This window comes from Enterobacter cloacae complex sp. IR53030, from assembly GCF_049238365.1.
Taxonomy (GTDB): domain Bacteria; phylum Pseudomonadota; class Gammaproteobacteria; order Enterobacterales; family Enterobacteriaceae; genus Enterobacter; species Enterobacter kobei.
The window spans coordinates 62,025-80,488 of the sequence record NZ_JBMKHA010000006.1; the positions used below are offsets into that span (position 1 = coordinate 62,025).

Sequence of the window (18,464 nt, forward strand, 5' to 3'; positions counted from 1 at the left end):
GACTCCTTTGTTCTTGTGAATAAGACCTTAGACAACAAGTTTACCTGAAAGGCCGCGGTTTGTGCTTACTTAATAATGCCCCTTTTGGTAATATCGAAAACCCTTTTCACAGTTAAAAGAAGTAATGCCTACTATGACTCAAGTCGCGAAAAAAATTCTGGTAACGTGCGCCCTGCCGTACGCCAACGGCTCAATCCACCTCGGCCACATGCTGGAGCATATCCAGGCTGATGTCTGGGTCCGTTACCAGCGAATGCGCGGCCACGAGGTAAACTTCATCTGTGCAGACGATGCTCACGGCACGCCGATCATGCTAAAAGCGCAGCAGCTGGGTATCTCCCCGGAACAGATGATTGCCGAAATGAGTCAGGAGCATCAGACCGATTTTGCTGGCTTTGACATCAGCTATGACAACTATCACTCCACCCACAGCGACGAGAACCGTGAGCTGTCAGAGCTAATCTACACGCGTCTGAAAGAGAACGGTTTTATCAAAAACCGCACCATCTCTCAGCTGTACGATCCGGAAAAAGGCATGTTCCTGCCGGACCGTTTCGTCAAAGGCACCTGCCCGAAATGCAAATCACCGGATCAGTACGGCGATAACTGCGAAGTGTGTGGCGCAACTTACAGCCCGACTGAGCTTATCGAGCCGAAATCCGTGGTGTCCGGCGCTACGCCTGTGATGCGTGATTCCGAGCACTTCTTCTTTGACCTGCCATCCTTCAGCGAAATGCTGCAGGCGTGGACCCGCAGCGGCGCGCTGCAGGAGCAGGTGGCGAACAAGATGCAGGAGTGGTTCGAATCCGGTCTGCAACAGTGGGATATCTCCCGCGATGCGCCGTACTTCGGCTTCGAAATCCCGAACGCACCGGGCAAATACTTCTACGTCTGGCTGGACGCACCAATCGGCTACATGGGCTCCTTCAAGAACCTGTGCGACAAGCGTGGCGACACCGTCAGCTTCGACGAATACTGGAAGAAAGATTCCACTGCCGAGCTGTATCACTTCATCGGTAAAGACATCGTTTACTTCCACAGTCTGTTCTGGCCAGCAATGCTGGAAGGCAGCAACTTCCGCAAGCCGACCAACCTGTTCGTGCACGGCTACGTGACGGTTAACGGCGCGAAGATGTCTAAATCTCGCGGGACGTTCATTAAAGCCAGCACCTGGCTGAACCACTTCGACGCGGATAGCCTGCGCTACTACTACACGGCGAAGCTCTCCTCTCGCATCGACGACATTGACCTGAACCTGGAAGATTTCGTCCAGCGCGTGAACGCGGACATCGTCAACAAGGTGGTGAACCTGGCATCCCGTAACGCAGGCTTTATCGCCAAACGCTTTGACGGCGTGCTCTCCGCAGAGCTGGCCGATCCTGAGCTGTATAAAACCTTCACTGACGCCGCCGCTGCGGTTGGCGAAGCGTGGGAAAGCCGTGAATTCGGTAAAGCCATTCGTGAAATCATGGCGCTGGCAGATGTTGCCAACCGCTATGTAGACGAGCAGGCGCCATGGGTGGTTGCCAAACAGGAAGGCCGCGACGCCGACCTGCAGGCGATCTGCACCATGGGTCTGAACATGTTCCGCGTGCTGATGACCTGGCTGAAACCGGTTCTGCCGCAGCTGGCCGCGCGTGCTGAAGCCTTCCTGAACACCGAACTGACCTGGGATGCTATCCAGCAGCCGCTGCTCAGCCACAAGGTGAACACCTTCAAAGCGCTGTATAACCGCATTGAGATGAAGCAGGTTGAAGCCCTGGTCGAAGCCTCTAAAGAAGAGGTGAAGGCCGCTACAGCACCGGTGACCGGCCCGCTGGCGGACGATCCGATTCAGGAAACCATCACCTTTGACGATTTCGCCAAAGTTGACCTGCGCGTAGCGCTGATTGAAAACGCGGAATTCGTGGAAGGCTCTGACAAGCTGCTGCGCCTGACGCTTGATCTGGGCGGCGAGAAGCGCAACGTCTTCTCCGGCATCCGTTCAGCCTACCCGGATCCACAGGTGCTGATTGGCCGTCAGACCGTGATGGTGGCGAACCTGGCACCGCGTAAAATGCGCTTCGGCATCTCTGAGGGGATGGTGATGGCCGCAGGCCCCGGAGGGAAAGACATTTTCCTGTTAAGCCCTGACGAAGGCGCGAAGCCGGGTCAGCAGGTGAAATAACAAAAAAGCCGGAGATTATCTCCGGCTTTTTTGTTCTCCCTCTCCCTGTGGGAGAGGGTCGGGGTGAGGGCATCAGGCCGCACCCATGCCGTCTTTACGCTTTAGGGTGATGCACCCGGTGGGTCAGCCCGCGCAGAAAATTACGCAGAAACTGATCGCCGCATTCGCGGTAGTTTTTGTGGTCCGGCGCGCGCATCATGGCAGTCACTTCCGGCACGGATACGCGGTATTTTTGCTCCGTCATGATCGCCACAATATCGTCCGTTTTCAGCGAGAACGCGATGCGCAGCTTTTTCAATACCGTGTTGTTGTTCACGCGACGCTCCAGCGCCAGCTCCGGGGCGGACTCATCTTTGCCACGCTTGTCATAAATCAGACCGTTCAGGAAACCCGACAAAATGATGTCGGGGCAGCGCACGAAGCCCTCTTCATCTTCTTTGGTCATCCAGGTGTCAAAGCCTGCAGACGTGGATTCCATGTCAGACAGTGCAAGAATGCGCACCATGTCGTTGTTGTTTGCTTTCAGGGTGTAGCGCAGGCTACGGAGAATATCGTTACTGAGCATAGAGCCTTCGAATGTCGATGATGCAATGGCGCGCAGTGTACCAGCTTTATAGGCCAATCGCCTCTTTCAAACTTTTCAGATAGCGGCGGCTGACGGGAACAGTCTGCCCGGCGCGCAGGACCAGCTCGGCCTGGCCGTTGTCTTCCAGGCGGATCTCTTTCAGATGCGCCATGTTCACCAGATACTGACGATGGCAGCGGATCAGCGGCGTGCGGCTCTCCAGCGTGCGCAGAGTCAGTTCGGTAAACCCTTCATTTCCTTCTGCACTGGTGACAAACACGCCGCTCAGTCGGCTACTCACGAAGGCCACATCATCCATCTGCAAAAGATAGATTCGGCTGTGCCCGGTGCACGGGATAAATTTCAGCGGCTGCTGGTTCTCTGGCAGCAGCGTGACATCCTGGACGGTTCGCTCCTGGCGTAACCGGTTCAGGGTCTTTTCCAGCCGCTTCTCTTCAATCGGCTTGAGTAAATAATCAAACGCGTGCTCCTCAAAAGCCTTAACGGCATACTCGTCGAAGGCCGTCAGAAACACGATGTAGGGACGATGCGCCGGGTCGAGCATACCCACCATTTCCAGCCCGCTGATACGCGGCATTTGAATGTCGAGGAACAGCACGTCAGGGCGCAACTTATGCACGGCACCAATGGCCTCAATGGCGTTCGCACACTCTCCCACAACCTCAATATCTGGCTGCTCCTGCAGCAGAACGCGCAGGTTTTCCCGTGCCAGCGGCTCATCATCCACAATCAGCACTCTTAACATGCGTTTTCCTCCAGCGGCAGTCGAACGGTAATACGGGTAAATCGGTCCGGCTCACAGGCCACGGTAATACCGCAGTCGTCGCCAAAGTGGGCACGCAGACGTTTATCCACCAGGCTCATCCCTAGCCCGCCCGACGTGGAAGGCTGATAAAGCCCGGCATTATCTTCAATATCCAGCACCAGATGATGGTTAAAACGGCTGGCAGCAATCGTGATCTCTCCGATCCCGAGCAGCTGCGAAGTTCCATGTTTGATGGCATTTTCCACGATAGGCTGCAGGGTAAAGGCCGGAAGATGCTGATACGCCAGGTCATCCGGGACGGAAAGCGACACCTGCAGGCGAGACTGGAAACGCGCCTGCTCAATCTGCAGATAGGCGTTCACGTGCTCAATCTCATCGGACAGGGTCACTATCTCTGACGGACGTTTCAGGTTCTTGCGGAAAAAGGTCGACAGAAACTGCACCAGCTGCGCGGCCTGATCGCTGTCGCGGCGGATCACCGCTTTAAGCGTATTCAGGGCATTAAACAGGAAATGCGGATTAACCTGCGCATGCAGGAGCTTAATCTCAGACTGCGTTAACAGGGCTTTCTGCCGTTCATACTGCCCGGCGAGGATTTGCGCTGACAGCAGCTGAGCGATCCCCTCCCCCAGCGTGCGGTTGATGGAGCTGAACAGGCGGTTTTTCGCCTCATACAGCTTGATGGTGCCCATCACCCGCTGATTTTCACCGCGCAGCGGAATGACCAGCGTGGAGCCCAGCTTACACTGCGGATGCAGCGAGCAGCGATAAGGCACTTCGTTACCATCGGCATACACTACTTCGCCGGTTTCAATGGCCCGCAGCGTATAGGTTGAGGAGATAGGTTTGCCTGGCAGATGGTGATCGTCTCCGGTGCCGGTAAACGCCAGCAGCTTTTCGCGATCGGTGATGGCGACCGCGCCGATATCGAGCTCTTTGTAGAGCACCTGCGCCACCTTCATGCTGTTCTCCTCGTTGAACCCCTGGCGCAGGATCCCTTCGGTCGAGGCGGCAACCTTCAACGCCGTGGCAGAAAAGGCCGAGGTGTACTTCTCAAACATGGCGCGTTTATCAAGCAGAATGCGCATAAACAGCGCCGCGCCGACGGTGTTAGTCACCATCATCGGGGCCGCAATACTGCTGACCAGGTGCAGCGCATCGTCAAAGGGACGGGCAATCAGCAGGATGATCGCCATCTGCGCCATTTCGGCCACAAAGGTGATCGCCCCGGCAGTGAGCGGGCTAAAGACTTTATCCGGGCGACCACGCTTGATCATGTAGCTGTGTACCAGGCCGCCAAGCAGCCCTTCCACGATCGTAGAGATCATACAGCTGAGCGCCGTCATCCCGCCCATGGAATAACGATGCAGCCCGCCGGTTAACCCCACAAGGCCACCGACGACGGGGCCGCCAAGCAGCCCACCCATCACCGCGCCGATCGCGCGCGTATTGGCGATAGAATCTTCGATATGAAGACCAAAATAAGTCCCCATTATGCAAAAAATAGAGAAGGTGACGTAGCAGAGCAGCTTATGCGGCAGACGTACGGTGACCTGCATCAGCGGGATAAAAAGACGCGTTTTGCTCATCAGCCAGGCGATGACCAGAAACACGCACATCTGCTGAAGCAACAGCAGCACCAGATTAAACTCGTACATACTCAAAACCGCACACGCTAAAAACGCGTAACATACACTGTTGCAGGTTTGCTTTCTTTGAAGCATCCCAAAAAAGCGCAAAATCGTGTCCGTTATCACACCTTTTTCCGATCATCGCGCATCCTTCGCATTATTTGTTCAAAAATCAATCAATCCTTCCTGGTTCGGCAAAGTGGGTCTACAGTTAAGCTGGGAACGCGTAAGCTAGGGGGCAAATATGGCGCTTTACACGATAGGTGAAGTGGCACTCCTTTGTGATATCAATCCCGTTACCCTACGGGCGTGGCAGCGACGGTATGGATTGCTTAAACCGCAGAGAACGGACGGCGGACATCGCCTGTTCAACGATGCCGATATCGACCGGATCCGCGAAATTAAAAGCTGGATAGACAACGGCGTGCAGGTCGGTAAAGTGAAGTCCTTGCTGAGCCACGACGACCCGGACACGCAGCACCTCTGGCGCGAACAGCAGGAAACCCTGCTGCGGCTCCTGCAGGCGGGTAATGTGCAGCGCCTGCGCGCATGGATCAAAGAGCAGGGCCGCGATTATCCGGCACAGACGCTCATCGCCCATCTTTTCATTCCGCTCCGTCGACGCCTGCAATGCCAGCAGTCCACCCTGCAGGCGCTGCTCAGCATGCTCGACGGCGTGCTGATTAACTACATTGCCGTCTGCCTCGCCTCGGCGAAGAACAAGGCCGGAAAAGATGCGCTGGTGGTCGGCTGGAACGTGCACGACACCACCCGCCTGTGGCTGGAAGCGTGGATTGCCACCCAACAGGGCTGGCGCGTGGATGTCCTTGCGCACTCGCTGGCGCAGCTTAAGCCTGAGTTTTTCGACGGCCAGACTCTGCTGGTCTGGTGTGGCGAAGTGCCGTCCGCCACGCAGCAACAGCTGCTGACGGAATGGCGTGAGAATGGGTATCCGGTTTATTCCCTTGGCCCGGATGAGCCATAACGGCATTTAATGGTTCATTAACAGCTGCGCTTCACCGTATAATTGTTCCGTTAACAACAGGAGCACATGATGAAGGCAACCAAACTGGCCGTGATTACCCTTTTTGTCCTGATGGCCGTAAGCGGTATCGGCGGCGTAATGCTGGCAGGGTACTCGTTTATTGTTCGTGGCGGTGTCGGCTGAGGTACATCGCCAGCCGCTCAAAAAGGCGGTCGACGACGATAGCCGCCAGCGCGACCAGCACCGCCCCCTGCACAATATAAGCCGTGTTAAACCCGCTTAAGCCGATAATGATCGGCGTTCCCAGCGTATTGGCCCCCACCGTAGACGCAATGGTCGCCGTCCCGATGTTAATAATCACCGACGTGCGGATCCCGGCAATGATAACCGGTGCTGCAAGCGGCAGTTCCACCTTGCGCAGCCGCTGCCAGCGACTCATCCCCATCCCTTCTGCCACGCTTAACACCGATGCCGGGACAGCCGCAATACCCGCCAGCGTGCCCTGCAGAATGGGCAACACCCCGTATAAAATCAGCGCGATAAGCGCAGGCTGCTGACCAAATCCCATGACCGGCACCGCAATGGCCAGCACCGCCACCGGCGGAAACGTCTGTCCAATAGCCGCGATGGTTTCCACCAGGGGACGAAACTCCCGCCCGGCAGGCCGGGTCACCGCGATACCCGCACCTGTGCCCAGCACAATCGCGACAGAACTGGAGATCGCCACCAGCCAGAGATGCGCCACGGCGAGATTAATAAAGCTCTCCTGCTGGTACACCGGGCGCGGCAGCCCAGGGAAAAGTGCGCTGAACAGTACCGCGCTGTGAGGCATCAAAAACAGTAAGGCGACAAACAGCGCTACCAGCCAGAGGAGCGGATCACGCAGAGCCTTCACGCGTCACCTCCCCGGCCAGCAGATCGCGAAAATGTAAGCTTCCGCACGGTGCCCCCCGGGCATCCGAAACGGGTAGCACTTCACACTGGCGCGCCACAAACGCGGAGAGAGCATCCCGCAGGGTCATTTGCGCCTGTAGCGGTTCACCGGCGAGCGACGTATCCTGTCGACGCATATAATCACCGACCGTGCGCAGGGAGAGCAACCTGACGCCCAGCTCGCTGCGGCCAAAAAACTCACGCACAAAGTCGTTCTTCGGGCTGGTCAGCAGCGCGAGCGGCGCGCCCTGCTGCACCACTTCGCCGTGATCCATCAGGACCAGATGGTCGGCCAGGCGCAGAGCTTCATCAATATCGTGCGTCACGAGGACAATCGTCCTTCCGAGAATGCGGTGAATACGGGTCATTTCCGTCTGCAGCGCCCCGCGCGTCACTGGATCCAGCGCACCAAAGGGTTCGTCCATCAGCAACACCTGCGGATTGGCCGCCAGCGCGCGCGCCACGCCCACGCGCTGCTGCTGCCCACCGGAAAGCTGGTGCGGATAGCGGTCGCGCAGGGCAGGCTCTAACCCCAGCAGAGACATCAGTTCCTCCACCCGGTCAGCCGTTTTAGCCCGCGACCATTTCTCCAGCTGCAGCACAGTGGCAATGTTTTGCGCCACCGTCCAGTGGGGAAACAGTCCGATGGACTGAATGGCATAGCCCATCCGACGGCGCAACTCCAGCACCGGCAGACTGCGGATCTCTTCCCCGGCAAAGCGGATCAGCCCACTGTCATGCTCGACCAGACGGTTGATCATCTTCAGCGTGGTGGATTTTCCCGACCCTGACGTACCAATCAGCACGGAAAACGCGCCTTCGGCAAAGTTCAGGTTGAGATGGCTCGCCGCCGGGCGACCCGCAAAGGTTTTACTGACATCATGAAATTCAATCATTGGCGCTTCTCCTGAGCAGCGCGAGCCATAAGGCAAACAGCGCGTCGACAACCACCGCCAGCGCAATCGTGGGCACCACGCCCAGCAACACCAAATCGAGAGCACTGCTCAGCAGCCCCTGGAACACCAGCGCACCAAAGCCACCCGCGCCAATCAGCGCGGCGATCACCGCCATGCCCACGGTCTGAACGGCAACTACCCGCAGGCTGCGCAGCAGCAGGGGTAGCGCCAGCGGGAGCTGTATCTTCCAGAAACACTGCCGCGCGCTCATCCCCATGGCATGGGCGCTTTCCAGCACATCCGGCGCGACCTGGCTTAACCCCGCGACCACGCCGCGCACCAGCGGCAACAGTGCATAGAGCACCAGCGCGATAAGCGCCGGGGTTAATCCCGTTCCGGCGATGCCTGCCGCGCCCAGCACCGGAAACGACTTCACCAGCCCGGCCAGCGGGGCAATCAGCAGGCCAAACAGCGCAACGGAAGGAATCGTCTGGATGACGTTGAGCACGGCAAAAATGCTGCCCTGGCGGGAAGGATGGCGGTAACACCACATGCCCAGCGAAATCCCGAGCAGAAGCGCCGGAAGGAGCGTGCCGAAGAGGATCGTCAGGTGTTGCGCCAGGGCATCATCAAATACCTCCTGGCGGTTGGCGTACTCTTTTAACAGCGAGAGGTTGTTCAGCTCCCCGCTGAACAGCAGGAACAAGGGTATACACCATATCTGCGCATTCAGTACCCAGCGCCAGACGGCACTGGAGATGAGTCGACGAATCGCATCGCTGCAGGCCAGCAAACAGAGCGCCAGCCAGAGCCAGAGGCCGCTGCCTATAGAGGTCCTCGCCAGTGGACTTTCCGCCGACGCCATATGCGTCGCCGCCAGTCCGGCGCTCCAGAACAGGAGAATAAACAGCCCTTCGGAGAGGAGCAGCGTCAGCCACTGCGCCGGGCGTCCCTGCCAGAGCGACAGGATCACCCACGCGCCCAGCGACGCCGCCAGCCACCCCGGCGTAAACGGCCAGACCTGCCAGAGCGCTTTGCCCTCCCCCGACATCAGGCGGTTAGGGGCGACATTCACAAACGGTAACGCGACCGCCGCGATGGCCGTGCAGGCCAACAGCAGCAGTACGCGGTTATGACATTTTATTGGCACAGCCCTTTCCCGTTACTTCACAAGCCCTTGTTGTTTCAGGAAGTCGGCGGCCACTTTTTTGGCATCCAGTCCCTCGACGGCAATGCTGGCATTCAGCTGCTGCAGCGTTTTTTCATCCAGCTTTTCGAAGACCGGCTTGAGCCAGTCGGCAATCTCCGGATGGGCTTTCAGCACCGCCTCACGCACGACCGGGGTCGGGGCGTAAATCGGCTGAACGCCTTTAGGATCGGTCAGGGTCTGCAGGCCGAGCGCCGCCACCGGGCCATCGGTACCGTAGGCCATGGCCGCATTAACACCCGAGGTTTGCTGCGCTGCGGCTTTGATGGTCACCGCAGTATCCCCGCCCGCCAGAGAGAGCAGCTGCGCCTGGTCGAGTTTGAAACCGTAGGCTTTTTCGAACGCGGGCAGCGCGTCAGGACGCTCGATAAACTCTGCGGACGCCGCAAGCTTAAAATCACCCTTCTCTTTCAGGTAGCGGCTAAGATCCGTCAGTGAGGTCAGCTTACCTTTCTCCGCCACATCTTTGCGCACAGCGATGGTCCAGGTATTGTTGGCCGGAGCCGGGGTCAGCCAGACCAGTTTGTTCTGTTCCGCGTCGAGTTTTTTGACTTTCTCATACCCGGCTTTGGCGTTTTTCCATGCCGGATCGTTTTCATCTTTAAAGAAGAATGCCCCGTTGCCGGTGTATTCCGGGTAGATATCCAGTTCGCCGGAGGTAATCGCCCCGCGCACCACGGGCGTGGTGCCGAGCTGGACTTTATTGACGGTTTTCAGACCGTGGCTTTCCAGCACCTGCAAAATAATATTCCCGAGCAGCGCGCCTTCGGTATCGATCTTGGAACCCACTTTTACCGGCTCCGCCGCCTGTAACGGCACACTCAGCGCCGCCAGTAATGCCGCCGATCCCAACATCCCCTTAATAATCGTCATTCCGCTATCCTCATTTTTTTGCTGCCTTTTTCAGAGGCTTGAGAGAAAAGCGTAGCTTAAAACGGCAGAATTAACCGTCAAAATGCCTTTTTAGCATAAGGTAAGATGCATCCCCCGCAGGACGGGGGGATGCAAAGGCAGGAAAGGTTACAGCAGTTCGAACTCGCCTTTATTCACGCGAGCGGAGTCCACCCCGATAAAGACGTTAAATTTGCCGGGTTCCGCATCGTATTTCATCTGCTGGTTCCAGAACTTCAGCGCATCCACGTCAATCGGGAAGCTGATGGTTTTGGTTTCACCCGGCTTAAGGTCAACCTTTTCGAAACCACGCAGCTGCTTCACGGGACGACTCATCGACGCAGTGACATCCTGCACGTACATCTGAATCACCGTTGCCCCTTCGCGCTTGCCGGTGTTGGTCACCTCGACGCTGGCGGTCACTTTGCCATCACGCTTCAGGGTCGGGGCCGACATTTTCACCCCGGAGACCTTGAAGGTGGTGTAGCTCAGACCATAACCAAACGGATACAGCGGGCCGTTGGCTTCATCGAAGTAACGTGACGTGTACTTGTTCGGCTTGTCGGCGTTGTACGGGCGACCGGTGTTCAGGTGGCTGTAATAAACCGGGATCTGCCCGACGGAGCGCGGGAAGGACATCGGCAGCTTGCCGGACGGGTTGTAATCGCCAAACAGCACGTCGGCGATAGCGTTACCGCCTTCGGTACCGGCGAACCAGGTTTCCAGAATGGCATCTGCCTGCTGGTCTTCTTTCACCAGCGCCAGCGGACGACCGTTCATCAGCACCAGCACCAGCGGCTTGCCGGTGGCTTTCAGGGCGGCAATCAGATCGCGCTGACTCTGCGGAATAGTGATATCGGTACGGCTGGAAGCTTCATGCGCCATCCCCTGCGCTTCGCCCACGACCGCGACAACAACGTCCGACTGCTTAGCCGCGTTTACCGCTTCGTCGATCATCTCTTTCGGCGTGCGCGGATCGACCTTCACCGCTTCTTCGTACTGGTTGAGGAAGGTGACGATGTCTTTATCATTGGTGACGTTTGCCCCTTTGGCGTACACCACTTTGGCGTTTTCACCGACGGCGCTCTTGATACCGGTCAGCACGGTCACGGACTGATCGGCGACGCCTGCCGCAGACCAGCTGCCCATCACGTCGCGTTTACTGTCAGCCAGTGGGCCCACCACGGCAATGGTGCCGGATTTTTTCAGCGGCAGCGTGTCGAGGCGGTTCTTCAGCAGCACCTGGCTTTCGCGCGCCACATCACGCGCTTCTTTGCGGTGCAGGCGGCTTTCAGCATTGGTGTCCGCCGGGTCGGAATCCTTTGGCCCCAGGTGGCTGTAAGGATCGTTAAACAACCCCATGTCATATTTCACGTTCAGCACGTGGCGCGTGGCATCGTCCAGCTCCGCCATCGTCACCTTGCCGCTCTTCACCAGCCCCGGCAGGTATTTGCTGTAGTATTCATCGCTCATGCTCATGTTGATGCCAGACTTCAGCGCCACGCGCACGGCGTCTTCCGGGTCGGATGCAGTGCCGTGTTTGATCAGCTCTTTAATCGCGCCGTGGTCAGACACGGTGATGCCTTTAAAGCCCCACTGGTCACGCAGCACGTCTTTCAGCAGCCACGAATCGGAGGTCGCCGGCGTGCCGTTCAGCGAGTTAAGCGCCACCATCACCGCGCCGCTGCCTGCATCCAGCCCTGCCTTGTACGGCGGCATATAGTCGTTGAACAGGCGCTGCGGGCTCATGTCGACAGTGTTGTACTCTTTACCGCCCTCCACTGCGCCATAGGCCGCGAAGTGTTTGACGCTGGTCATCACCGAATAGCGGTCTGCCGGGCTTTTTCCCTGCATCGCTTCCACCATGGTTTTGCCCATCGTGGCGGTTAAATACGTATCTTCACCGAAGCCTTCCGATGCGCGGCCCCAGCGCGGATCGCGCGAGACATCGACCATCGGAGCCCAGGTCATGTTCAGGCCGTCATCCGCCGCTTCATAAGCCGACACGCGACCGACGGTTTTCACCGCATCGAGGTTAAAGGAGGAGGCCAGGCCGAGACTGATAGGGAAGACGGTGCGCTGGCCGTGTACCACGTCATAGGCGAAGAAGAGAGGGATCTTCAGGCGGCTAAGCGCCATTACCTGATCCTGCATTTTGCGGATATCCTGGCGGGTGACGGTGTTAAAGATGGCGCCCACCTGGCTTTCTTTGATCATCTCCCGGATGGCCTCTTTCGGGTTATCCGGGCCGACGCTTATCAGACGCAGCTGGCCGATCTTCTCATCAACCGTCATCTTTTTAAGCAGTTCCGTGACAAATGCGTCCCGGGCTTCAGGCGTAAGCGGGTGATTGCCAAACAATTCATCTGCCAGCGCAGGCTGCAGCGCCAGGCTGACGGCGACACCTAAAGAACATATCCATCTCATGTCGTTACTCTCTCATCATTAACCGCCGGAAGAAGGCCACCGGTCCGGGCGAAAAGCGCAGTGTGCCATAAACCCTCTTTTGCTTGCAGGGTTATTCTCTGATTTTTCTCATGAATAGTAGACCGCGAAACTGTTAATCGCGCTATGCTTTACAGCGAGAAATTTGCCCCACCACAAGGAGTGGAAGATGTCTTCTGTTCGAACTGACGATAACAAAACATTCATTAACGAACTGTCGCGCCTGGTTGGCTCCTCTCACCTGCTTACCGACCCGGCTAAAACCGCCCGCTACCGTAAGGGGTTCCGCTCCGGTCAGGGCGAGGCGCTGGCGGTGGTCTTTCCGGGCACGCTGCTGGAACTGTGGCGCGTGCTGAGCGCCTGCGTTGCCGCCGACAAGATTATATTAATGCAGGCGGCCAACACCGGCCTGACCGAAGGTTCTACGCCGAACGGCAACGATTACGATCGTGACATCGTGATTATCAGCACTCTGCGCCTCGACAAGCTGCATCTGCTGGATAAAGGCGAGCAGGTACTCGCCTTCCCAGGTACCACTCTTTACTCGCTGGAAAAAGCGCTTAAGCCGCTGGGACGCGAACCGCATTCGGTGATCGGCTCCTCCTGCATTGGCGCCTCGGTCGTCGGTGGGATCTGCAATAACTCCGGCGGCTCGCTGGTGCAGCGCGGCCCGGCTTACACCGAGATGTCGCTGTTTGCCCGTATCAATGAAGACGGCAAGCTGACGCTGGTGAACCACCTGGGTATCGACCTGGGCGTAACGCCGGAACAGATCCTCAGCAAGCTCGACGACGATCGCGTGAAGGATGAAGACGTTCAGCACGATGGCCGCCACGCGCATTACCATGACTACATTACCCGCGTGCGCGATATTGAAGCCGATACGCCGGCGCGCTATAACGCCGACCCGGACCGTCTGTTTGAGTCCTCCGGCTGTGCGGGCAAGCTTGCCGTTTTCGCGGTGCGTCTCGACACCTTCCCGGCAGAGAAAAAGCAGCAGGTGTTTTATATCGGCACCAACCAGCCTGAAGTGTTAACCGAAATCCGTCGTCATATTCTGGGCGAATTCACCCACCTGCCGGTGGCGGGCGAATATATGCATCGGGACATTTACGACATTGCCGAGCGTTACGGCAAAGATACGTTCCTGATGATCGACAAGCTCGGCACCGACAAAATGCCGTTCTTCTTCACCATGAAGGGCCGCACCGATGCGATGCTGGAGAAAGTGTCGCTGTTCAAACCTCACTTCACCGACCGCTTTATGCAGAAGCTGGGCAACGTTTTCCCGGCGCATTTGCCGGAGCGAATGAAAACCTGGCGTGATAAGTACGAACATCATCTGCTGCTGAAAATGGCCGGGGACGGTATTGCCGAAGCGCAGGCCTGGCTTACCGACTTCTTCAAAACCGCCGAAGGGGATTTCTTCGCCTGCACCCCTGAAGAGGGCAGCAAAGCCTTCCTGCACCGTTTTGCCGCGGCGGGAGCCGCTATCCGTTACCAGGCAGTACACTCCGACGAGGTGGAAGATATCCTGGCGCTGGATATTGCCCTGCGCCGTAACGACACCGAGTGGTTTGAGCATTTGCCGCCGGAAATCGACAGCAAGCTGGTGCATAAGCTCTATTACGGCCATTTTATGTGCTATGTCTTCCATCAGGATTACATTGTCAAAAAAGGGGTTGATGCCCACGAACTGAAAGAGCAGATGCTCGCCCTTCTTCACGAGCGTGGCGCACAATATCCTGCGGAACACAACGTCGGGCATCTTTATAAAGCTCCTGACGCACTTAAGCAGTTTTATCGCGAGAATGACCCTACAAACAGCATGAACCCCGGCATTGGTAAAACAACGCGGAAGAAATACTGGAAAGAGAGCCCAGACGCGGAGCAGCACTCAACGCAAGCGTCTGATTAATTACTACAGCCAAATTTGAGAGATTGTTTAGCGCTTGTTAATCGTAATAGAGTAGCGGTCTGTCGCCGGAGAAACGTTTCTCCGGCATGCGATCACGAGGAGCAGGCACATCATGTCGGCTGTTGACGTTTTATCCGAAACCGAACTGGAAGTGCGCGACGCCCTTCCCGATGATGTGCATGCCATCACCGCAATTTATGCCTGGCATGTGCTTCACGGACGCGCGTCCTTTGAAGAAGTCCCCCCGACTATCGACGAAATGCGCCAGCGTATGAAAAGCGTGGCTGAGAACGGTTTACCGTGGCTCATCGCGCTGTATCGCGGCATCGTGGTGGGTTACTGCTATGCCAGTCCTTACCGACCGCGACACGCCTACCGCTATACCCTGGAAGAGTCGATTTACGTGGACGCCAGCACCACCGGCCGCGGTTTTGGCACGGCATTAATGGATGCGCTTATCGCACGCTGCGAACAAGGCCCGTGGCGGCAGATGATTGCCGTAGTGGGAGATGGCAATAACAATGCCGGTTCGTTGCGGCTGCATAAAAAGCATGGCTTCGAGATTGTCGGTCAGCTGCGCAGCGTGGGATACAAGAAAGGCGACTGGCGGGATACGGTGATTATGCAGCGCCCCCTCAACGACGGGGACTGGACGCTGCCGGAATAAAAGCAAAACGGTAACCTGGGTTACCGTTTTTAGTGTGTTCTCCCTCTCCCTGTGGGAGAGGGTTGGGGTGAGGGCATCAGCGCGCGCAGGTACTTAATCGTTCTGCGCCGTCGCCATCTGCTCCGCTTTCTGCTTTTTATACGTCAAAGCCGCGGCCGGTACAGGCTGCACTTTCCCGGTCTCAATCCAGGTCCGCAGGCGGCTCGCATCCGCAAAGTGAGTATATTTCCCGAAGGCATCCATCACCACCAGCGCCACCGGCTTACCGTTAAATACGGTACGCATCACCAGACAGTGTCCTGCCGCGTTGGTGAATCCGGTTTTCGTTAGCTGAATGTTCCAGTTATCCCGGTAAACCAGATGGTTAGTGTTGCGGAACGGCAGCGTATAGGCCGGGTTGGCAAAGGTCGCCATCTCTTCACGGGTCGTGCTGAGCTGGCCAATCAGCGGATACTGCTTGCTGGCAATCAGCAGTTTCGTCAGATCGCGGGCCGTCGAGACGTTGTTAATCGACAGACCCGTCGGTTCAACATAGTGCGTATTGTTCATCCCCAGCGCTTTGGCTTTGGCGTTCATCGCGCGAATAAACGCGTCGTAACCGCCAGGATAGTGGTGTGCCAGGCTCGCGGCCGCACGGTTTTCGGATGACATCAGCGCCAGCAGCAGCATGTTTTTACGGCTGATTTCGCTGTTCAGGCGCACGCGAGAGTAGATCCCTTTCATCTCTGGCGTGTGGCTGATATCCACTTTCAGTTTTTCGTCCAGCGGCAGATGGGCATCAAGCACCACCATCGCGGTCATTAATTTGGTTATTGAAGCGATCGGGCGCACCAGGTCCGGATGGCTGGCGTAAATCACCTTATTGGTGTTGAGGTCGACAATCATCGCGCTGCCGGATGCAATTTGCGGCTGGGCAGCAGCAGTGGTCACCGCGGGCGTTTTAGCGACGGCTGGCACAGCAGCGGACGCCCCCAGCAACAGCGCAAGGCTAAGTAAAGAGACTCGGAATTTCAGCATGGTGAGACTTCTGATAATTATTCACGCACGTAATGACGTACACCGCCTGCGTCGACGGATAAACGCAGGCTGGCTTCGGCATCATAGCCGTCACAGTGCTTTGTCGCCAGCGGATAATCGTGAACAGATGCTGCATTGCTGGCATTTACGCCAGCAATGCAGTGAGCTTAGAAGAGACGGTATCCATAACCCCAAAGAATAACCGTCAGTGCCAGTAACGCCTCCAGCACCAGCACACCGATAGCCAGTGTTGAGCTGGAGAAGCTCAGCCCCTCTTCTTTGTTGATATTCAGGAAGGTTGGAACCCCCAGATACAGCAGATAACCTGTGTAACAGAGAGCAATCGTACCGATCAGTGCGCACAACCAGACCAGTGGATACAGTGCAACAATACCGCTTAAGAACAGCGGGGTCGCGACGTATCCAGCGAAGACCATACAGCGCGCAAGCGATGGACGTTGCGGATAGTTACGTGCCATCCAGTGAATGACACGCCCCATGACCGCCACGCCCGCCAGCATCAGGCCATAAAAGAGAATGGCAAGATAAAGCCCGGTAAACCAGGAAAGCTGAACCACGGTGCCGTCACCGAAATTCCAGCCGATTTGTGTTGTGCCAATAAACGCGCATATTACCGGCACCGCGGCCATCAGCAGCACATGGTGGGTGTAATGATGCGAGACCGTTTCGTTCTCACTTTTGATGACATGCATTTCACGATCGGGATGGGAGAAAAGTCCCCAGACATGGTTCATAGCGCCCCCTTGTTGTCGGCCCGTCAGCGATACCTTAAGTATAATGCAGGCTTTAGATTATTTTATGTACAGTGGGAAATTTCCGTTGATTTCCCCGCTGTTGATTCATGGGGTATATGATTAAACGAGGTACGCTGAGGGAGATAACATTTACGTAATGGATATTAACGCACTCATTGAACAATATGGCTATGCCGCGCTGGTCATTGGTAGCGTGGCAGAAGGTGAAACCATCACGCTGTTAGGCGGCGTCGCCGCGCATCAGGGCTTACTGAAATTTCCGCTGGTCGTCGCTGCGGTCGCGCTGGGCGGCATGATTGGCGATCAGCTACTCTACTTTCTGGGTCTGCGCTTTGGTCCGACGCTTCTCAAGCGTTTCGCTAAACACAAAAAGAAAATTAACCGCGCGCAGCGCCTGATCCAGCGCCACCCTTACCTGTTCGTCATTGGCACCCGTTTTATGTACGGCTTCAGGATAATCGGGCCGATACTGATTGGCGCCAGCCGTCTGCCGCCGAAAATTTTCCTGCCGCTGAATATTCTTGGCGCCATTGCCTGGGCGCTAATCTTTACGACGCTCGGTTACGTGGGAGGCGAGGTGATAGGTCCGTGGCTGCATAATCTCGACCAGCATCTGAAGCACTGGGCATGGTTGCTTGTCGTGGTTGTGGCGGTGATTGGCGTCAGGCTGTGGCTGAAACATCGGGAAAAGGCGCGGGATGAGGCGTAGCCGGATGCGGCCTGATGCCCTGCCCCTCACCCTCTCCCACAGGGAGAGGGCAAAAAGTAGCTATCCCTCCGGCTTAAACTGCGGATTCGCCAGCATAAAACCCCCGTCAACGATAAACGATTGCCCGGTGGTATAGCTGGCGTCGCTGTCGCACAGCCACGCCACCAGGCTGGCGATTTCTCTCGTATGTCCGGGGCGCGCCAGTGGGATTTCCGGCATTGAGCCTTCTTTCACTTCGCAGTCGTCCATATCGTTCATGGGTGTGGCAATGGCACCCGGCGCAACGGCGTTCACCAGAATGTTGTGCTTAACCAGTTCTATCGCCATGGATTTGGTCAGGCCGCCGAGCGCATGTTTCGCAGCGGTGTAGGCGCTGGCCTCCGGCAGCGGCGTGTGCTCATGTACCGAGGTAATGTTGACAATTCGCCCCCCTTACCCCTGCTTCACCATCTGCCGTGCCGCAATCTGCGAACAGAGAAACGCACCGTCCACGTCGACGGTGAAGATGTTCCGCCAGTCGTCAAACGGCATCTCCAGGAAGGGCGCTTTGGTCATCGCCCCGGCATTGTTAACCAGCACGTCCAGCCGACCGAAACGCGCAATCAGCACGTCAATGGCTTCAGCACCTTCCGGGAGCGTGCTTAAATCGAGATGGACAGCCTCTGCTCGCTGCCCCTTCGCTTCCACTTCACGGCAGGTTTCCAGCGCACCTTTTTCATCAGAATGCCAGGTAATGCCAATATCAAACCCGCGCTCTGCCAGCATCAGGGCCGTGGTTTTACCGATCCCGGAATCCGATGCGGTAACAATCGCTACTCTGGTCATACTCACCTCCTGAAAAACAGCAAAGAGATAAGTATAGATAACGCC

General features: G+C 56.9%; 16 protein-coding genes and 1 pseudogene. 6 read left to right on the forward strand and 11 right to left on the reverse strand.

What is annotated here, in order from left to right; translation table 11 throughout:
- Positions 1-133 precede the first annotated feature (133 nt).
- A complete protein-coding gene (metG, locus tag ACOTXR_RS08185; RefSeq protein WP_023337540.1) occupies positions 134-2,167 on the forward strand; it encodes a methionine--tRNA ligase in 2,034 nt (677 codons plus the stop codon).
- 94 nt (positions 2,168-2,261) lie between these two features.
- On the opposite strand, the gene ACOTXR_RS08190 is transcribed toward metG, so the two are convergent.
- The 3 genes from ACOTXR_RS08190 to ACOTXR_RS08200 are packed head-to-tail and all read right to left on the reverse strand — an operon-like array spanning position 2,262 to position 5,177.
- The gene (locus ACOTXR_RS08190) at positions 2,262-2,732 is read right to left on the reverse strand and encodes a DUF1456 family protein (RefSeq protein WP_014884542.1); all 471 of its coding nucleotides are present in this window, start codon (positions 2,730-2,732) and stop codon (positions 2,262-2,264) included.
- 46 nt (positions 2,733-2,778) lie between these two features.
- Positions 2,779-3,498 carry a two-component system response regulator BtsR gene (btsR, locus tag ACOTXR_RS08195; RefSeq protein ID WP_014884543.1) on the reverse strand — a complete coding sequence of 240 codons (720 nt, stop codon included), beginning with the start codon at positions 3,496-3,498 and terminating at the stop codon, positions 2,779-2,781.
- Positions 3,492-5,177 (reverse strand): sensor histidine kinase, encoded by a 1,686-nt coding sequence (locus ACOTXR_RS08200; RefSeq protein ID WP_014884544.1) that lies wholly within the window; start codon positions 5,175-5,177, stop codon positions 3,492-3,494. Before ACOTXR_RS08200 ends, btsR begins: the two co-directional genes overlap by 7 nt.
- A 217-nt stretch (positions 5,178-5,394) precedes the next feature.
- On the opposite strand from ACOTXR_RS08200, the gene mlrA reads away from it, so the two are divergent.
- Together mlrA and ACOTXR_RS08210 are read left to right on the forward strand one after the other, a co-directional pair.
- Complete coding sequence (mlrA, locus tag ACOTXR_RS08205; RefSeq protein WP_014884545.1) at positions 5,395-6,135, forward strand: HTH-type transcriptional regulator MlrA; 741 nt, start codon at positions 5,395-5,397, stop codon at positions 6,133-6,135.
- 69 nt (positions 6,136-6,204) lie between these two features.
- Positions 6,205-6,318, forward strand: a complete 114-nt coding sequence (locus ACOTXR_RS08210) for a protein YohO (protein ID WP_010433613.1) — start codon at positions 6,205-6,207, stop codon at positions 6,316-6,318.
- Here the strand turns inward: ACOTXR_RS08210 and ACOTXR_RS08215 are convergent.
- From ACOTXR_RS08215 to bglX, 5 genes are all read right to left on the reverse strand, one after another.
- Positions 6,293-7,030, reverse strand: a complete 738-nt coding sequence (locus tag ACOTXR_RS08215) for an ABC transporter permease (protein ID WP_014884546.1) — start codon at positions 7,028-7,030, stop codon at positions 6,293-6,295. The genes ACOTXR_RS08210 and ACOTXR_RS08215 overlap by 26 nt on opposite strands.
- Positions 7,014-7,964: an ABC transporter ATP-binding protein gene (locus ACOTXR_RS08220; RefSeq protein WP_014884547.1), complete on the reverse strand. Its 951-nt coding sequence runs from the start codon at positions 7,962-7,964 to the stop codon at positions 7,014-7,016. Before ACOTXR_RS08220 ends, ACOTXR_RS08215 begins: the two co-directional genes overlap by 17 nt.
- Entirely contained in the window at positions 7,957-9,114 is a 1,158-nt protein-coding gene (locus ACOTXR_RS08225) for an ABC transporter permease (protein WP_023338532.1), read from the reverse strand. Before ACOTXR_RS08225 ends, ACOTXR_RS08220 begins: the two co-directional genes overlap by 8 nt.
- A gap of 12 nt (positions 9,115-9,126) precedes the next feature.
- Positions 9,127-10,044 (reverse strand): glycine betaine ABC transporter substrate-binding protein OsmF, encoded by a 918-nt coding sequence (osmF, locus tag ACOTXR_RS08230; protein WP_014884549.1) that lies wholly within the window; start codon positions 10,042-10,044, stop codon positions 9,127-9,129.
- Positions 10,045-10,191: 147 nt separating this feature from the next.
- Complete coding sequence (gene bglX, locus ACOTXR_RS08235) at positions 10,192-12,489, reverse strand: beta-glucosidase BglX (protein WP_023338534.1); 2,298 nt, start codon at positions 12,487-12,489, stop codon at positions 10,192-10,194.
- A 187-nt stretch (positions 12,490-12,676) separates the two neighbouring features.
- Between bglX and dld the strand changes: the two genes are divergently transcribed.
- On the forward strand, positions 12,677-14,425 hold the full coding sequence (gene dld / locus ACOTXR_RS08240; RefSeq protein ID WP_222834592.1) for a D-lactate dehydrogenase: 1,749 nt from the start codon (positions 12,677-12,679) through the stop codon (positions 14,423-14,425).
- Positions 14,426-14,537: 112 nt separating this feature from the next.
- Positions 14,538-15,092 carry a GNAT family N-acetyltransferase gene (locus ACOTXR_RS08245; RefSeq protein WP_014884551.1) on the forward strand — a complete coding sequence of 185 codons (555 nt, stop codon included), beginning with the start codon at positions 14,538-14,540 and terminating at the stop codon, positions 15,090-15,092.
- A gap of 93 nt (positions 15,093-15,185) precedes the next feature.
- Here ACOTXR_RS08245 and pbpG read toward each other — a convergent pair whose 3' ends face one another.
- Both pbpG and ACOTXR_RS08255 read right to left on the reverse strand, forming a co-directional pair.
- Positions 15,186-16,109 carry a D-alanyl-D-alanine endopeptidase gene (pbpG, locus tag ACOTXR_RS08250; RefSeq protein ID WP_014884552.1) on the reverse strand — a complete coding sequence of 308 codons (924 nt, stop codon included), beginning with the start codon at positions 16,107-16,109 and terminating at the stop codon, positions 15,186-15,188.
- A gap of 167 nt (positions 16,110-16,276) precedes the next feature.
- On the reverse strand, positions 16,277-16,864 hold the full coding sequence (locus ACOTXR_RS08255) for a Yip1 family protein (RefSeq protein ID WP_014884553.1): 588 nt from the start codon (positions 16,862-16,864) through the stop codon (positions 16,277-16,279).
- Between the two features lie 157 nt (positions 16,865-17,021).
- On the opposite strand from ACOTXR_RS08255, the gene ACOTXR_RS08260 reads away from it, so the two are divergent.
- A complete protein-coding gene (locus ACOTXR_RS08260; protein ID WP_023338535.1) occupies positions 17,022-17,594 on the forward strand; it encodes a DedA family protein in 573 nt (190 codons plus the stop codon).
- A gap of 60 nt (positions 17,595-17,654) precedes the next feature.
- On the opposite strand, the pseudogene ACOTXR_RS08265 reads toward ACOTXR_RS08260, so the two are convergent.
- Positions 17,655-18,419, reverse strand: a pseudogene (locus ACOTXR_RS08265) (SDR family oxidoreductase).
- Positions 18,420-18,464: the final 45 nt, after the last annotated feature.

Excerpts from the sequence above, each read along its gene's own strand:
- metG (WP_023337540.1), top strand. The coding sequence starts at position 134 with ATGACTCAAGTCGCGAAAAAAATTCTGGTAACGTGCGCCCTGCCGTAC.
- ACOTXR_RS08190 (WP_014884542.1), bottom strand. The coding sequence starts at position 2,732 with ATGCTCAGTAACGATATTCTCCGTAGCCTGCGCTACACCCTGAAAGCA.
- btsR (WP_014884543.1), bottom strand. The coding sequence starts at position 3,498 with ATGTTAAGAGTGCTGATTGTGGATGATGAGCCGCTGGCACGGGAAAAC.
- ACOTXR_RS08200 (WP_014884544.1), bottom strand. The coding sequence starts at position 5,177 with ATGTACGAGTTTAATCTGGTGCTGCTGTTGCTTCAGCAGATGTGCGTG.
- mlrA (WP_014884545.1), top strand. The coding sequence starts at position 5,395 with ATGGCGCTTTACACGATAGGTGAAGTGGCACTCCTTTGTGATATCAAT.
- ACOTXR_RS08210 (WP_010433613.1), top strand. The coding sequence starts at position 6,205 with ATGAAGGCAACCAAACTGGCCGTGATTACCCTTTTTGTCCTGATGGCC.
- ACOTXR_RS08220 (WP_014884547.1), bottom strand. The coding sequence starts at position 7,964 with ATGATTGAATTTCATGATGTCAGTAAAACCTTTGCGGGTCGCCCGGCG.
- osmF (WP_014884549.1), bottom strand. The coding sequence starts at position 10,044 with ATGACGATTATTAAGGGGATGTTGGGATCGGCGGCATTACTGGCGGCG.
- bglX (WP_023338534.1), bottom strand. The coding sequence starts at position 12,489 with ATGAGATGGATATGTTCTTTAGGTGTCGCCGTCAGCCTGGCGCTGCAG.
- dld (WP_222834592.1), top strand. The coding sequence starts at position 12,677 with ATGTCTTCTGTTCGAACTGACGATAACAAAACATTCATTAACGAACTG.
- ACOTXR_RS08245 (WP_014884551.1), top strand. The coding sequence starts at position 14,538 with ATGTCGGCTGTTGACGTTTTATCCGAAACCGAACTGGAAGTGCGCGAC.
- pbpG (WP_014884552.1), bottom strand. The coding sequence starts at position 16,109 with ATGCTGAAATTCCGAGTCTCTTTACTTAGCCTTGCGCTGTTGCTGGGG.
- ACOTXR_RS08255 (WP_014884553.1), bottom strand. The coding sequence starts at position 16,864 with ATGAACCATGTCTGGGGACTTTTCTCCCATCCCGATCGTGAAATGCAT.
- ACOTXR_RS08260 (WP_023338535.1), top strand. The coding sequence starts at position 17,022 with ATGGATATTAACGCACTCATTGAACAATATGGCTATGCCGCGCTGGTC.